The 16546-nt window shown below is 49.6% G+C and carries 16 protein-coding genes; 9 read left to right on the forward strand and 7 right to left on the reverse strand.

All coding sequences use genetic code 11. The features are described from left to right. Positions 1-226: transposase (locus VFS25_RS04420; RefSeq protein WP_326460910.1), on the reverse strand; the 226-nt coding region annotated here is incomplete at its 3' end. 89 nt (positions 227-315) lie between these two features. On the opposite strand from VFS25_RS04420, the gene xerD reads away from it, so the two are divergent. Continuing rightward, positions 316-1266 (forward strand): site-specific tyrosine recombinase XerD, encoded by a 951-nt coding sequence (xerD, locus tag VFS25_RS04425; protein WP_326460911.1) that lies wholly within the window; start codon positions 316-318, stop codon positions 1264-1266. A gap of 96 nt (positions 1267-1362) precedes the next feature. On the opposite strand, the gene VFS25_RS04430 is transcribed toward xerD, so the two are convergent. Continuing rightward, the gene (locus tag VFS25_RS04430; protein WP_326460912.1) at positions 1363-2253 is read right to left on the reverse strand and encodes a hypothetical protein; all 891 of its coding nucleotides are present in this window, start codon (positions 2251-2253) and stop codon (positions 1363-1365) included. Between the two features lie 717 nt (positions 2254-2970). On the opposite strand from VFS25_RS04430, the gene VFS25_RS04435 reads away from it, so the two are divergent. From VFS25_RS04435 to VFS25_RS04470, 8 genes are all read left to right on the forward strand, one after another. Continuing rightward, entirely contained in the window at positions 2971-3381 is a 411-nt protein-coding gene (locus VFS25_RS04435) for a hypothetical protein (protein ID WP_326460913.1), read from the forward strand. 222 nt (positions 3382-3603) lie between these two features. After that, a complete protein-coding gene (locus VFS25_RS04440) occupies positions 3604-4068 on the forward strand; it encodes a hypothetical protein (protein ID WP_326460914.1) in 465 nt (154 codons plus the stop codon). Next, entirely contained in the window at positions 4065-4868 is an 804-nt protein-coding gene (locus VFS25_RS04445; protein WP_326460915.1) for a sensor histidine kinase, read from the forward strand. The genes VFS25_RS04440 and VFS25_RS04445 overlap by 4 nt, the downstream gene beginning before the upstream one ends. Positions 4869-4971: 103 nt before the next feature. Then, on the forward strand, positions 4972-5646 hold the full coding sequence (locus VFS25_RS04450; RefSeq protein WP_326460916.1) for a response regulator transcription factor: 675 nt from the start codon (positions 4972-4974) through the stop codon (positions 5644-5646). A 392-nt stretch (positions 5647-6038) separates the two neighbouring features. After that, entirely contained in the window at positions 6039-6884 is an 846-nt protein-coding gene (locus VFS25_RS04455; protein ID WP_326460917.1) for a DUF2911 domain-containing protein, read from the forward strand. 275 nt (positions 6885-7159) lie between these two features. Next, a complete protein-coding gene (locus tag VFS25_RS04460; RefSeq protein WP_326460918.1) occupies positions 7160-9307 on the forward strand; it encodes a hypothetical protein in 2148 nt (715 codons plus the stop codon). 12 nt (positions 9308-9319) lie between these two features. Beyond that, positions 9320-9610, forward strand: a complete 291-nt coding sequence (locus VFS25_RS04465) for a hypothetical protein (protein WP_326460919.1) — start codon at positions 9320-9322, stop codon at positions 9608-9610. Between the two features lie 11 nt (positions 9611-9621). Then, entirely contained in the window at positions 9622-9864 is a 243-nt protein-coding gene (locus VFS25_RS04470) for a hypothetical protein (RefSeq protein ID WP_326460920.1), read from the forward strand. Positions 9865-9874: 10 nt separating this feature from the next. Here VFS25_RS04470 and VFS25_RS04475 read toward each other — a convergent pair whose 3' ends face one another. The 5 genes from VFS25_RS04475 to VFS25_RS04495 all read right to left on the reverse strand — a co-directional run bounded on the left by VFS25_RS04475 (position 9875) and on the right by VFS25_RS04495 (position 16364). Beyond that, a complete protein-coding gene (locus VFS25_RS04475; protein ID WP_326460921.1) occupies positions 9875-11566 on the reverse strand; it encodes a sodium:solute symporter in 1692 nt (563 codons plus the stop codon). Between the two features lie 450 nt (positions 11567-12016). After that, positions 12017-12178 carry a hypothetical protein gene (locus tag VFS25_RS04480; protein ID WP_326460922.1) on the reverse strand — a complete coding sequence of 54 codons (162 nt, stop codon included), beginning with the start codon at positions 12176-12178 and terminating at the stop codon, positions 12017-12019. A gap of 75 nt (positions 12179-12253) precedes the next feature. After that, the gene (locus tag VFS25_RS04485) at positions 12254-14698 is read right to left on the reverse strand and encodes a PIG-L family deacetylase (RefSeq protein WP_326460923.1); all 2445 of its coding nucleotides are present in this window, start codon (positions 14696-14698) and stop codon (positions 12254-12256) included. A 227-nt stretch (positions 14699-14925) separates the two neighbouring features. After that, positions 14926-15255, reverse strand: a complete 330-nt coding sequence (locus VFS25_RS04490; RefSeq protein WP_326460924.1) for a DMT family protein — start codon at positions 15253-15255, stop codon at positions 14926-14928. A gap of 182 nt (positions 15256-15437) precedes the next feature. Then, positions 15438-16364, reverse strand: a complete 927-nt coding sequence (locus VFS25_RS04495; RefSeq protein WP_326460925.1) for an aspartate carbamoyltransferase catalytic subunit — start codon at positions 16362-16364, stop codon at positions 15438-15440. Between the last annotated feature and the right edge of the window lie 182 nt (positions 16365-16546).

Raw genomic sequence — 16546 nt, forward strand, 5'->3', positions numbered from 1 at the left:
CTAACTCTTTTATACGATCTTGCTCTCCCTTCATTTCTATACGCACAATTTTGTTTAATAAATGATTTTTCCCAAATTTCTTTAGCCATTGCTGAATGGTATAGGTGCCTTTGATCCCGTAGCGCCGACGCGCTTCCTCTACGCCAAGACCTGATTCAACCTCTTTGACTACCTTTTGCTTGAAGCTAATACTGTACCGGACTATTACCCGCTGTTGTTTTGCCATGTTTTGTGTCAGATTCGTTTTTAAATCTGTCCACTTGCTTCAGGACATGACACCCTGCTTTACGCTTTTTACTTTTTACTTTTTACTTTTTGCTTTTTGCTTTCCCCTTTACGCTTTCCCCTTTCTGCTTTACATTTACGCTCATGTGGAACGTGTACCTGAAAGGTTTTAGCGCCTATATGCAGCTGGAACGCTCGCTGTCGGAAAACTCCGTACAGGCGTATATACGCGACGTGGAAAAGCTGGAGCAGTACCTGCTGGCCAATAATAAAAAAATAGCCCCCGTGCAGGTTACGCTGGACGACCTGCAGGCCTGCACGCAGTGGATAGCTCAACTGGGTATGACAGCCACCTCGCAGGCCCGCATTATTTCAGGCATCAAGGCGTTTTATAAATACCTGCTGATGGAGGATCTTATTAAGGAAGATCCCACCCAGCTGCTGGAAGCGCCCAAAATACGCCGCAAGCTGCCGGATGTGCTGAGCTTTGCGGAAATAGAAAGCATTATTGCGCAGGTAAAGGCCGGCACCCCGGAAGGACAGCGCAACCGCGCCATACTGGAAACCATGTACAGCTGCGGCCTGCGTGTAAGTGAGGTGATAAACCTGAAAATATCCCAGCTGCATTTTGACGCCGGCTTTATACGCGTAATAGGTAAAGGCAACAAAGAGCGGCTGGTGCCCATCGGGCGCGATGCCATTAAGTACATAAACCTGTACATGAATGAGATACGTGTACACGTACCCGTTAAGAAGGGGCAGGAAGATACGCTTTTCCTGAACCGCCGGGGCAGCGGCCTTAGCCGGGTAATGATATTCCTGGTTATAAAAGAGCTTACAGCCGCAGCAGGCATTCAGAAACAGGTATCGCCGCACACCTTCCGGCATTCCTTTGCCACACACCTGGTTGAGGGTGGGGCCGACCTGCGGGCGGTGCAGGAAATGCTGGGGCACGAAAGCATTACCACCACGGAAATATATACGCATCTCGACCGGGAATACCTGCGCGACACGCTGCAGCGCTTTCACCCGCGGTTTTAAGCATAAAAAAAACAGCTACCCTAAACTGGCTGAAGTTGGTAGCTGTTTTTGTATTTGCATTGGGGCTCTCAAACAAGATGACTCCTAACTAAAACTCTAGAATGGCGCTAATAACTGAAAATCATTCAACTGGTTCCTCCTTTGCCTGTTTGCTCCTGACCAGCCGCCCAACCAGTGGGCCAGCTGCCTGGTAGCTCGTGTGGCGGTAGCAGGCTTAATAACGATATTCAGTAGTGTACAGGGGGCAATTGCCCTTCTTTCCGGGCTTTGTGCCATTTGTATGTCCTCTTCCCAAAGCAGCTGGTTGTTGCGGTATATTTTAAAATATACATCCGGGCCGGCATGGTACTGGCCATGCTTTACCGGGAGCAACTTACCGGCCGACATATCTTTCAAACCGAAATGCAGTTTGTACCGTCCCTGCCCGTTGGTATAGGTGGTACCCAGCAAATGGTTGTTCTGTGCATTATAAGCTTCTACCTTCAGCTGCGGCTGACCGGCCATTGTTTCAAAATAACGTACCGTTCCGCTGATCACCCAGGTGCCGTAGCTGCCGCGTATCGCATTCCAGTGCTCGGAAGGGATCACGTATGCATAGGCAGCCAGGTATTTATCCTTTGTGCGTTTCCAGTGTGGCACCAGCTTGCTCAGGTGATACTGGTTAACGCTGTTTTTTCCGGAGGCCCGGCCCGGCATCTGGTTTAAACACAGATCCAGTTCCAGGGGTTCCGTGAACAGGTGTAACTGTTCCCAGGTGAGGTGGAAATCGCCTCTTTCATCCAGCACTGTTTCGGCCAGTAAACGATGTTCCTTAAGCGCCACCTGCTTGGGTGTTAACTGTGTAAGGTGGTTAAACTTACCCCTGTTGGCATAATCAGCAGGATAAGTGTCTTCCGGCAGGTAAATCCGCAGCCGGCCTTTTGCCAGCGGTTCTATACAATCATCACAAATCAATGCAGAGATGTTTCCAATTAACAGGTAACTCATAGTTTTAAATTTTAAAAAAAGGGGTTAACGAGCTAAACCTAAAAAACCGACTATTCCCCAGGAATAGTTTTTACTTTTTCTTTCTCTCTTTTTCTCTGCATATACCGGAAGAAACAAACATGGGTAGAAAGGCCCAAATTGAAAACCCAGGTACTGTCCCCCTCTTGTGAATAACGTGTTGCTGAATTCTTTTTCCCTGGATTGATGTTACAAAGGTTGAGAATATTGCAACAGCAGACAAGCGTTGAAGTCCCCAAAAACCAAAAATGCGTAGAACTACGCATTTTTGCGGAAAGTACGTGTAAGGCAGCCTGGTGGCGGAAAAGCACCCATAAACAGGGGAAATAAGATGGATATACGAAAGGCGGCCGCAGGCGGCGGTAGTGTAAACCAGGCAAACCAGGCCGGTGCAGGGCCGTGCAGCGCCGGCAGCATATAATGTTTCCTGTGAAAGATGAGCGCAGGTATACCCTTTAATCACCAGGATGCGTATAACTACGCATTTTTTCCAAAAAGTACGCAAAATGGAAAAATCGCCCCAAAAGCACCCTCATTAAAAGCCTTTGCTGGTGGCTGATTTCAGCCAAAATCCATCTACACTTAACACAAAAGTACTATATATACCTGTTGTTTTAAAAGCAGGATTTTATAATACCTTTATGTTATAGCTCATTGTATACGCAACTAACCACTAACTACTAACTAAAACTAAAACACATGAGTACCACAACTAAAAAGAATTTCCCCGCCGATGCGGGAACATTCATTTCATTGAAGGAGGCCGACCGGCTGATCGGCAATCACGATGATCATGAAAAAAAGCAGGGACGACATAATTCTACCAAAGCTTACTTTTTTGGCAGGGACAAAATCAAGGAGTTGCTGGATTGCCCTGATTGTGTTGGCATCCGCATTTATTACGGCATGGATCTGAACGGAGATGGTATTGATGATAAAAAGATGGTGATATACCCTGTAAATAAAGAAGGCAAGAACATGGCCTATCATCCGCCCAAGCCCTATACCGCCGGCGCCAGCTTTGGCAGCGGAAGTGGAAGCGACCCGGATGACGATGGTGGTGGCAAAGCGTTGGATGGTGGCCTGCCCTGCCCCACGTACTGCCCATGAGTATTGAAAATAAAGCGCTACTAAGTGATTATTTATACAGTTATTTTTTATATTATGACGGGGATCGAATGTTTACTTTTGATCCCCTTCACTTTAAATTTCAGGCGGTTGGATAGTGCAGGCAAATGGGCCTTCTATTACCTTATTTCAAGTGTGGTTTTTGCGGCGGGATCTGCCATTTTTGCCGTAGTTTTTCACAATAACCTATGGTTTAGCTCTATTATGAACCTGGTGCAGTTTGTGATCCTCTCTATCTACTATCAATACCTGATCAAGAATACAGTCATTAAACAGCTGATCAAAATTTTGCAGGCACCTGCGGTGATCGTCTTCTTCCTCGACTTTTTTAAGCTGGAGGGTATGATGACCTTCAACTCCATTTTTGCGACCATCCGCACCTTTTTGCTGCTAAGCTATGGCATCCTGTTTTTTATTCAGCTGCTGTTTGATGAGGACCTGGTAAAGGAAGCAATATTCATTAATACCCTGCCTAACTTCTGGTTCAATGCCGGTTTGTTTATTTACCTGTGCGCCACATTCCTCCATTACCTTACCTTTAACTTCTTCATGAAACACGGAGTAGCCAACTCTCACATGGTTATTCTCTCCCTGGTTTTCATAAGCGGCATTATAGAAGGAATTCTTTTTTATATTGGCCTCCTGAAAGCAAAAAAACAGCACGCATGAATATAGTTGAAATGGTGATAATGGGCACCGTTGCCATGCTGCTGCTGGGCATACTGGTAGTAGTGCTGGTTATATTTCAGCAAAAACAGGTAATACAGCACAAGCTGGCGCTGCGCGACAAAGACCTGGAGCTGCAGCGGGAGCGCCTGGTAGCAGTGCTGCAGGGCCAGGAGCAGGAGCGCAAGCGCATTGCAGAAGACCTGCATGATGAAGTGGGCGCACAGCTGTCTGTGCTAAAGCTGAACCTGGGGCAGTTGCAGCAGCACCTGAAGAACGGCAACGGCGAAACCGAACGCCTCAAGGAAACCAAGGATTTTACAGACACCATTATACAGCACCTGCGTTTTATCTCCCAAAGCCTGCACCCCCAGGCCCTGGATAACCTGGGCCTTTCCCATGCCCTGGACTCGTTCTGTAGCCTCATGAACAAGAACAAGCAGGTACGCATTACTTTTAAAACAGGCGGCAACAGCCAGCCGGTTGACCGGGAAAAAGCCCTGAACGTGTACCGCGTGGTGCAGGAGCTGATGAACAACATACTGAAGCACGCACAGGCCACCGAAGTGCTGATCACCTACCACAGCACCCCTACCCTCTTAAGCATTGATGTGGAAGACAATGGCAACGGCCGGCTGCTGGCTGCCCTGGACAGCTCCCGTAAAAAAACCGGCAGCCTGGGGCTGAAAAACATCGAAAGCCGTTTGAATATTATCGGCGGAAGTATCAACTTTGCAGCAAGGTCCCCTGAAGGCACCATTGCGCAGATAAGGGTGGAAGACTATCAACCGTCTATGAGCTAACCGGGATAACTTGTTAGTTACTAAATTGTTGGCTGTTAAACGTTACGAAAAAAAATCACTTAACTTTACGGGCGATTTACACTGTACACAATTATTACTCCCTATGGCGGAAAAGATAAAAGTGGCGATTGCTGATGATCACAAGATCTTTCGCAGCGGCGTTATAAATACGCTCACACCTTATGATAATATCAATGTGGTTTTTGAAGCGGAGGATGGTGAGCACCTGTTAAAAATAATGGAAGAACAGCAGCCGGACGTAATACTGATGGACCTGAAAATGCCCAATATGGACGGCATACAGGCTACCATACAGGTAAAAGAGCGCTACCCGGATATAAAGGTCATTATCCTCACCATGTATGAAGACGATAACTTTATTGTACACCTGGTAGAAAACGGCGCCAACGCCTATTTGCTCAAGAACGCGGAGCCGGAGGAGATATACGAAGCCATTTGCACCACCTATGAAAAAGGCTTTTACTTCAGCGAGAACGTGAACCTTGCCCTGCTGAAAAAAGTACTGCACAAGAACAAACAACAATTTAAACCCACCTTCAGGAACAATGCCGGCAATACAGAGCTGCAGCTGAACGACCGCGAAAAGGAAGTGCTGCAGCTGATCTGCAATGAATGCACTACCCAGGAAATATCCGAAAAAATATTCCTGAGCCCCCGCACAGTAGAAGGCATCCGGCAGAAGCTGCTGGAAAAAACCAGCGCCAAAAACACGGTGGGCCTGGTGATCTATGCCTTCCGGAACGGGTTGATTGAGTAAGCGGAAAGCATAAAGCATAAAGCTGAAAGCTTTCCTGTATTGGAGATGACCGTTTGCTTATCTGCAATATAAAGCATGGGTGGAAAAGGTAACAATATGTTTTCCGGTATAGCATGCGGCTTTTAACGGAACAAGTGATACGTCACCAGGCACAAGACCGCTAAAAATATGCGGCTCTCTCCCATACAGCAGATTGGCGTTTAATGCACTACGTTATATTATATGAGTGGAAAGCGAGAATCAAAAACCCTTCCGTATTTTAGCCTTTTAAACCAGGCTGCTGATCTTATGCTTTGAACTTTATCCTTTATAAATTGTGCTTTTTGCTTTCAGCCTTGTGCTTTATGCTTTATGCTTTTTGCTTTATGCTTTTAAAACCACCAATTATAATTATGAAAACTTTCCGTTACCATTTTGCTGTAGCTGCCTGTGCCCTGCTGTTCATGGCCCAGGGTGCTTTTGCGCAGAGCCTGAAACTACCGGCCCCCAGCCCCGGCCAAACCGTTAAGCAGGATTTTGCCCTGTCATCTGTAGAAGTAACCTATTCCCGCCCCGGGGTAAAAGGACGTACCATCATGGGCGACCTGGTGCCCTATGGCAAAGTATGGAGAACAGGCGCCAACAGCGCCACCACCATTACCTTTGGGGAAGATGTTAAATTCGGCGGTAAGGATGTTAAAGCCGGTAAATACGGCCTGCTTACCATCCCGGGCCAGTCTGAATGGACCGTTATCCTCACCAAAGACCTGAATGTAACCAGCCCTGCTGCCTACAAACCGGAAAATGATGTGGTGCGCGTCACCGTTCAGTCTTCCGATATGCCGGTGAGCGTAGAAAGCTTTATGATCACTTTTGACGATGTAAAGTCAACCTCCATGACCATGCTGCTGCTGTGGGACCGTACCGCTGTGCCGGTGGAAATAACCGCTGATATTGACAGTAAGGTAATGCAGCAGATAGACGACGCCATGAAAGGCGATAAGAAGCCTTATTTTGCTGCCGCCAGCTACTACTTTGAAAACGGCAAAGACGATAAGCAGGCGCTTAGCTGGGTAGATGCCGCCATTAAGGAAAATCCCAAGGCGTTTTATATGTATTACCTGAAAGCCCGCATACAGGCCAAAACCGGCGATAAGCAAGGCGCCAAAGCTACTGCCCTGCAATCCATTGAGCTGGCTAAAGAAGCCAAAAACGACGACTACGTAGCTTTAAACAACAAGCTCATAGCAGAACTGTAAATCGATGTGCAAATGTGCAGATGTGCAGATGAAATAATACAGTGAGCATATACATAAAAAAGTCCTGCACTTTAAAGGTGTAGGACTTTTAATTTCAGGGAACACATCGAACATTTAATACCTGCACATCTGCACATTTGCATATCTGCACATTTTTTCGCGTATTTCTACGCTTGTCTGCTGTTACCCTATTCCGGTAATTTTGTATTCAATACCCCAAAAGCCTCCCGGTGGGAGGAATGTTTATTTTTTATCTGACCCCAAAAAAGTATGTTATGCAATCACAACCACGCATTAAGGTAACTCCAAATGCCGCCGCTGCCGCCGCAGGCGATAATGCCCAGCTGCGGAGCAACCAGCACTGGCTGCTGCTCAAAAACCCCAATTATTTTGGCATACAGGACAAAGACAGTCCCCTGAACCAGCTATTCCAACCCGAAGTAAACCTGCTGTTCAACACCTTCTATGAAGAGGTAACCTGCGTAAGCTATAAACCCGATATAGAGCGCCTGAGCGCCATCGTAAAGGTAAAGCAGGGCTATGGCTATAATGGCGGCCCCTGTACGCCCGGCAGCAAGGAATATGTCCGCTTTTTTGTAAGCTACGATAACGGCACCTCCTGGGAAGATGAAGGCGTGACCGGCTTTAATATCCATGATTTTGGCGGCGCCGGTGACCTGTGCTATGAGGTGTTCGTGAACTTCACTCCCAAGAAAAGGAGCTGCTGCGATAAAAAGCCCGTGCTGCCGCTGGCGCGCGCCATTCTTTCGTGGAACCAGCTGCCGCCGGCCGGCGCGCCTTTCTGGTCGCCGGTGTGGGGCAATGTGCTGGATGCCAATATACAGGCAGCCCCGCGCACCGGCTTCATTTGCCTGCTGGACGATATACTGGTAAGCGCCGGCGTTAAGCTGGATGAAAAACAGTTTGAGCTGGTAGATGCCGCCCTGCCCCCGCTGGAATATACGCCCGTGCTGAAAGAGAACTACTCCCTGGAAGAGATCATTAAGATATACGGCAAGGATATTGAACCTGCCCGCAAAGGCTTCAGCTTTGTAAGCAATACCCTGTTCACCAAAGCAGCCATTACCGCCCCGCAGTATGAGCTGCTGAAAAAATATGAGCTGGACCTCAGCGAAATTATCGGCGTACTGCAGCAGCAGCAATTCAACACCACCTATGAGGAAGTAACCTGCGTAGGCCTTAACCGCGGGCTGGACACGCTGAACGCCGCCATACACATCAAACGCAGCGCCGGCTACTCCGGTAACCTGTGCTCCAAAGGCTCTAAGGAATACCTGGCCTATTATATGGATTTTGGCGGCGGATGGGTGTACATGGGCACATCGTCCGTAACCGTGCATGACATTCCGCTGCCCGATAAAGGGCTGTGGTACAATGCGCCGCTGAAAGTGGTGCTGGACCCCTACCAGAAAGAGTGGTGCCAGACCGGAAAAGCCAAAGTGCGCGTAATACTTTCCTGGAACTACGTACCACCGGTTGATCCCAACTGGGTAGCGCCCTGGGGCGACCGTGAGGAATGTAACGTGGAAATTAAACCCCTGCCCAGCGGCGTGCCCGGCGGCCAGCTGAAACCTTTTATAGAGCTGCTGGGCGGTATGCCGGTAGATCTTATAAGCCCTGTTACCGGCGAAGCCAATGGCCTGCACACTTTGGGCTTTACAGCCGTGGAAAGCCCGTTTGGCGGCAACACCACGCTGCGCGGCCGTTTCTTTAACCAAAACAGCCATAGCTTCCGCTACCGCATCCGTGTTATAGAGCCAGGCGTTACAGAACATTCCGTAATGACGCCGGTGCATATAAAAACAGATACCTTTGGCGCCATTAGCCCGGTAATAACCTTAACACCGGATGCCAACGGCTGGATGCCTTACCTGGCGAACCCCGGCTCCAACACTTTTATTGTAGATGATTTGTTTGGCAGCTTTGTGCCCGCTTTAAACGGTATACATTACATTAAGATCGAGTTTGAGGATGTAACCCTGGGCGGAGTGTTCTACAACAGCCAGTGGGTGAAATTCCTGGCAGATGTAAATGCGCCGGATGTGGATGTAACCATTACCAGCGGCGGCGGCGACTGTGCCGACTTTGCACCGGGCAGCAGCATTTCCGGCACCTATCATATGCTGGATGCGCACAGCGGCGGCATGAGCCTGTATATTACACCGGCAGCGGCAGGCGCCACCATTACCATAGATGGTTTGCCTACAGCTTCACTGGCTTACGGCAGCGCCATGTTCCCGTTACCGGATGCCGGCAAATCCGGCACCTGGACGCTGCAAACCACCGCCGCCACCCCGCCCTGCGGCTATAATATCTGGATCCAGGGCCACGACCGCACCATTGCAGGCAGCAGCCAATACGGGTATTACAATTACATGCCTAAAGGCTTCTGCCTGGGATAAGCACTAACGCCCATGCATATATACTTTTTCATATTGTGTATACTGGCCGTCTGGCGCATTACGCACCTGCTGCAGGCGGAAGACGGGCCTTTTGATGTTGTTTTTTGGTTGCGAAAAAAAGCAGGAGCAGGTTTCTTCGGAAGCCTGCTCGACTGCTTTTATTGTTTAAGCATATGGATAGCGCTGCCCTTTGCGGCATGGCTGGGCGCCGGCTGGCAGGAAAAGCTGCTGCTGTGGCCTGCCCTGTCCGGCGCAGCCATACTGCTGGAAAAACTGGCTAGCAGGGAAAATACTGCTACTTAAAATCTTACACTATGTGTTGTGGAAAAAAGCGGGCCACCTTAACCGCCCCTGTAACGGGCATGGCCCAACGATCACCGGAACAGGCTGCCGCCTATCCCTTTTTCCGGTATATTGGCAATACTGCTTTAACTACTGTGGGCGTGCACACCGGCAGCATTTACCGCTTTGCCGCAAAAGGCGCCGTGCAGCAGGTGCATCCTAAAGATGCGGAAAGCATGCAGGATATACCGAACCTGGTGGAATGTAAAATGTAAAATTTTACATTCATGATTTTACACTTTTCCTGAACACCTGTATGGCTGCCCCCAGCACTATTACCAGCCCGCAGCCGATAACATTCAGCCACAAGAAGGAAACAATGTTCCATTTATAAATGGTGATGATCAGCACCTCTGAAATAATGGCGCTCCAGAAGGTGGCGGTGCCGCCTATGCGCTTAATATAAAAAGCGATCATGAAAATGCCGAGTATTACCCCGTAGAACAGCGAACCCAGTACGTTTACCGCTTCAATGAGGCTGCCCAGCTGGCTGGCAAACTGCGCTACCATAATGCAGAAAATACCCCATATCAGCGTCCACCACCGGGATGTTCGCAGGTAGTGCCCGTCCGTATCATCCTTGTTCACCATACGTTTATATACGTCCACGATGGTGGTGGAGGCCAATGAGTTCAGCGCTGCCGCCACGCTGCCCCAGGAAGCCAGGAAAATAATAGCGATCAGCAGCCCTACCAGGCCTTTGGGCAGGTTATGCACTACAAAATGCAGGAAAATATAGTTGGTATCATTATCATCCGCAGCAGGATCGGCCTTTTTGATGAGTGTAGTGGCCTGCTCCCGGAGCGCTGCGGCAGCCGACTCCGTGGTTCGCAGCTGCAGTTGTGCTTTTTGCACCGCAGCTTCATCCTTTACTGCCAACGCATCGGCCAGGGCCTTTACCTGCGTTGTTTTCACGGCCGACAGCTCATCGTAGTGCGCCTCCAGCTTTTTTAATGCAGGCCCCTGCGCTGTTTCATAAGTTTTATCCAGCTGCGCCTCATTAAAAAAAATGGGCGAGCGAAAGTACAGGTAAAACACAAACACCAGCGCGCCTATCAACAGTATCAGGAACTGCATGGGCACCTTTACCAGCCCGTTCATCAGCAATCCCAGCCTGCTTTCCGTTACAGATCGCGCGGTAAGATAGCGCCCTACCTGCGACTGATCTGTACCAAAGTACGACAGTGCCAGGAAAAACCCGCCTATTACCCCGCTCCAGATGTTGTACTTATCCTGCCAGTCAAAACTGGTAACAATCACGTTCAGCCGGTTCATTTTACCTGCTACATGCAATGCATCTGAAAAGCCAATATCAGGCGGCAGCAGGTGCACCACCATCCATCCGGCAAGGAACATACCCGTAAAAACAATTACCAGCTGAAGGGTTTGCGTGTAGCTTACCGCGCGGGTGCCGCCGGACATGGTATAAATAATAAGCAGCCCGCCCATTACAATGTTGGTCCAGTAAATATTCCAGCCCAGCAGGCTGCTGAGGATAATGGAAGGCGCGTAAATACTGATGCCGGTAGAAAGCCCCCGCTGCACCAGGAACAGGATGGAAGTGAGGGTGCGCGTTTTCAGGTCAAACCGCTGCTCCAGGAACTCGTAGGCGGTAAATACCTTTAGCTTGTGAAAAATAGGCACAAAGGTGATGCACAGCACTACCATGGCCAGGGGCAGGCCAAAGTAATACTGCACAAAACGCATCCCGTCTGTATAAGCCTGGCCGGGAGCGGATATAAAAGTGATGGCGCTGGCCTGCGTACCAATGATCGACAGCAGTACAATATACCAGGGCATGGATTGGTTGCCCAGGAAATACCCCTGAATGTTCTTTTGTCCACGGCTTTTCCATACCCCATACAGGATAATAACTGCTAAAGTTGCGGATAGCACAATCCAGTCCAGTGCACTCATGAAAATGTTTTGGTGAATAAAAAGAATAACACAATCAGTACAGCCAGCCATGCTATCACCAACAGGTACCAGGGCCACCACGCATGGAATAAAGGCGGTTTTTCATCTTCCATAACAAAGTCAATTGTCAATTACGAATTATCAATTATCAATTACGAATTATTCATTGCGAATGCGCTTCCCAAAACAGAAATGCTTTACACTAATTAGCCGTTAGAATAATTGGATAACATTCTGTGAATAACATAGCTTCCTTTACACAATCAGTAACGATTTGTAATCAATAGTTCGCAAACAGGTTAGTAATGAATGTTTTTAAATGAATAATTTATGGATGAATGTTCCTTCACCCGGTTATAGATTTCCTTTAGCACATTGTATATCTCCTTCAGCATAGCGCCCCATACGGGCAGCGCTTCATTAATTCGTAATTGACAATTTGTAATTGCCTCATGGTCTTCTCAACAATCCTCCTCCTAACAGCCCCAGGGCCAAACCAATTAACAGGCCTACCTGCACCCGTTTAATTACAATACCAATGATAAGGCCTATTGCTATACACAGGCCCGCAGCAATGCTAATCCGGGGGCGGTTTTCTTCGTGTTTAGACATAATACTGTTTTAAAAGCCGCTATGCAGTTACTGCGCCTGGCTGCGTATGATCAGTAACTGCATAGCCCCAACGATTTATTTTTTTGCTGATATAAGGTTTACAAATAAGCGGTAGGCGCCGGGCACCCCTGCGGGCAGCTCCCGGAAAAAGGCCAGCGAAGTGTACACATACCTGCCCTTGCCGTAATTAGCTACCAGGGTGCTGCCATCCAGCGGCTGCTCGCCTTTGTCGTGCATGGCAAACAGCTTGCGGTATTCCGGCGCCGCATCTGTTGTAAAATATAAGCCGCGCTCCTGTACCCACCCGTCGAAATCACGTTGCGTGATCTCATTGGGGTAATGCATTACCTCATCGTTGGGCAGCAGCCAGGTAACCTTGGCGTTTTCGTCGGTTACCCGCGCGCTACGGGAAAGGCTAAACGGGTAAGGGCCCAACTGGCTGGTAACCAGTGGCGCAGAGGTGTTATATTGTACCACCAGCGTGCCGCCGTTCTTTACATAATCCATTAAACGGGGCTGCCAGTATTTCAAACGTTCATTAGTATTATAGGCACGCACACCCACAATAATAGCATCATATTGCTGCAGCTGCCCGCCCATTATATCTTTCTCATCCAGCGCGTTAACATTATAGCCTACCTGCCGCAGTGAGGCGGCCACCATGTCGCCTGCGCCGGCTATGTACCCCAGCCTGTTGCCGTTATGCTTCAGCGGCAGGCTTACCAGCCTGGCAGCTGCCTGCGGGAACAGGGTTATGGGCGGAATATGGTCGTAGTGGATGGTTTGCAGGGCCTGCTTATATACATGGCCGTTTACCGCTGCAGCTACGGTAAAGGTATCTACCCGGCTGATGGTAGGGTTCAGCTGCGTAGGCACCAGGTTAAACAGCACGGTTGTTTCATCGCCCTTACGGTTAAGGGTAAACGACTGCTGCTCAGGGCTGGCTTTAAAGCCCGGCGGTATGCGCAGCTGCACGGTGCCGCTGGTATTATCGGCCATGGCCTTCAGCTTTACAGTTACAGGCTGCGCCTGCGGTTCTGTAAAAATAAACACCTGGTTAGCCAGGTTGGCCACTATGGGCGGCGCTATTACCAGGGGCTCATACACCTCGCCTTTTACAGGATCGGTATGTTTGTATTGCAGGGGGCGTTGCACGGTAAAGGATTGGCCGTTAATATCCAGGTGAATGGCTGCCTGTAAAGGCGGTATGTTTTCCGGGTGGCCTACCAGCTGCTGATCGGGTATTACGTACATGCCCAGCGGATGCGGGGCCGCCAGCCAGTAAGGCTGTGATACAGCGGTATTGGCAGGCACCGTGAGCATTTGCTGAACCGTTACCAGCCGGTTGTACTCCAGCTGCATATTGTTCAGGGAAGTATCTTTGTCCTGCACCTGTATGCTTTGTACATGTACCGGTATATGGCTGTTATTAATCAGCTGTATGCTGGTCAGTAAAGGCTCGCCGGGCACGGTTGATGGTGTGGCGCTGTAAGCTTCCATCCACAAGCCGGCGCAGGCCAGCACCAGGTCTTCCACCTCTTTCAGCTTCTGCGTTTTCCAGTAGCCGTCCGGCAGGGCGCTAATAGCTTTGTGTATGGCCAGCAGCGCAGGTACAGTGGCCGAAGGATCATCTACCCGGTAATCTGCAATGGCCCTGTTTACCATATCGCCAATGGCTTTACCGCCGGGCACGCGGTCCCAGGTGGTGTTAATGCCGTCCATAAGGCCGTGCTGCGGCGCGTCGCCTTTAATGGTAGTGAAGTATTCCATTGAGCTGCCGCGGGAAGGCGCTACGCCAAAGCCCTGGCTCTTGTGCTGGGAGCGGCTTTCGGCGGCTATTTCGCCGTAGCTTCTGCCCAGCAGCACATTAAAGGTGCCTACATCTATCTTGTACTGGTCGGGTGCGGTAGTATTGTTACCGCCGAAGTTAAAGGTGTTCCATAACAGGCGTTTGGCCTGCCAGGGTTGTACGTATTTTAATTGTTCGGGGTAGCGTTTGGGATCTGCCGCTGCGGTAAAAGCTTCTGCCGCCAGTATGGCGGATGCGGTGTGGTGGCCGTGGCCTGCGCGGCTGTCGGCCGGAAAGCGGCAAATAATTACATCGGGGCGAAACTTGCGGATCACCCACACTGCATCGCCCAGTATTTTATCGCGGTCCCAGATGGTGAATGTTTCCTGCGGGTTCTTGGAAAATCCAAAGTCCTGCGCACGGGTAAAGAACTGCTCTGCGCCGTCAATGCGGCGGGCGGCCAGCAGCTCCTGTGTGCGTATGAGGCCCAGCAACTCTCCCTGCTCATTGCCAACCAGGTTTTGTCCGCCGTCGCCACGGGTAAGCGACAGGTAACCGGTGCGGTATAATTTTTCTTTCGCCAGGTAGCCAAGCAGGCGGGTATTTTCGTCATCCGGGTGAGCGGCCATGTATAATACGCTGCCCAGCGTGTCTAGTTTCCGTAGCTGCAGTTTAATGGCGGCAGCATCCCATACAGGCGTAGGCTGCGCCCACACTGATAGTTGGGCCAATAGGGCGGTAAGTGCTAAGCTGATCCTTACAAACATGTTGGTTATCGTGGTTTTCAGATAATCAAAAATAAGCATTTAATATCCGAATGTGCAGTTGTACGTATAGGCAATTGTGAGAGTGGAGCGATAAAGGGATGAGTGGATGTGCAAATGTGCGGATGTGCAGATGGATTGACAGGGAGTATGTGCGGCATGCGGGAGGATAACCGCAAACAGCAGCTGCCCTGCTATTTTTTGAACATAAAATATACGGCCGCAAGTATGCAAAAAAACGAAACAAGATAATTCCAGCGCAGGGGCTCTTTCAGGTAAAATATGGCAAACAGGCAAAATACGGTGAGTGTTATTACTTCCTGGATGGTTTTGAGCTGAAAGCCGCTGAAGCCTTCCTGCGCACCCAGGCGGTTGGCCGGCACCATAAAGCAGTATTCAAAAAAGGCAATGGACCAGCTGATGAGGATCACCTTCCACAACGCCACATCCTGGTGTTTCAGGTGGCCGTACCAGGCAAATGTCATAAAGGTGTTGGAAATAAGCAGCAGCAGAACGGTACGCATGAGTCAATTACGAATTGTTCAATACGACTCCGCTTTGCGGAGCATGAGTGTCATTGAAAATTATCATGAATGCGAATAATTGTTGAGATGATCTGATAACGGCAGGTTGCCCATTAAAAATACTTTCTGCTTCATGGCGGTGATTAAAATAGCGCTTTGCCTCAATTTGTAATTCGTAACTACTAATTGTTCTTTCCTGCCAGTAAATACAGCACGGCCATACGAACCGCAACGCCGTTTTCAACCTGTTGCAGGATAATGGACTGGCCGGAATCCGCCACATCGGAATTCAGCTCTACCCCGCGGTTTATAGGCCCGGGATGCATAATTACAATGTCTTTCTGCAGGCTGTCCAGCAGGCGGCGGTTTACGCCATAGGCCAGGGAGTACTCCCGCAGGGAGGAGAACAGCGGGGTGTTCTGTCGTTCCAGCTGTATGCGCAGCACGTTGGCTACATCGCACCAGGCCAGCGCCTCGCGGATGCTATAGGTTACGTTTACCCCCAGCGCTTTTTCAAGGTACTTGGGAATAAGCGTGGGCGGGCCTACCACCGTTACTTCGGCGCCCAGCTTTTTAAGGCAGTAAATATTGGATAAGGCCACGCGGGAATGCATAATATCTCCGCAGATGGCTATTTTTTTACCAGTAACGCTGCCCAGCTTTTCGCGGATGGAGAATGCATCCAGCAGCGCCTGCGTGGGATGTTCATTAATTCCATCGCCGGCATTTACAATAGGCGCCTGTATGTGTTTGGAAAGAAAGTGCGGTGCGCCGCTGGCGGAGTGCCGCATCACCACCATGTCTACTTTCATAGACAGGATGTTGTTCACCGTATCTATGAGCGTTTCCCCTTTTGAAACAGAGGAGCCGGAGGCCGAGAAGTTCACTACATCCGCGCCTAATCGCTTTTCTGCCAGCTCAAAGGAGATGCGGGTACGGGTAGAGTTTTCAAAAAATACATTCACGATGGTAGTATCGCGCAAGGTGGGAACCTTCTTGATGGGCCGTTGCAACACTTCTTTAAACTGGTCGGCTGTTTGAAAAACAAGCTCTATATCCTGACGTTCCAGATCGCGTATGCCGAGTAGATGTTTTACTGAGAGTGACATTCTAAGTTGCAAATATACAGGTGAAAATTAAAATCCGGGTACCGAATTTTTCTATTCCAGTATGATCACTTCATCTTTGCCGTCGCGCTCCTTCCACAGCACGCGTACCTTTTCACTGATAATGGCATCAATGGTACGGCCCGTATAATCGGGCTGAATAGGCAGCTGGCGCGTAAAACGGC

Origin of the sequence: Chitinophaga sp. (assembly GCF_035761305.1) — a bacterium.
Lineage (GTDB): Bacteria > Bacteroidota > Bacteroidia > Chitinophagales > Chitinophagaceae > Chitinophaga.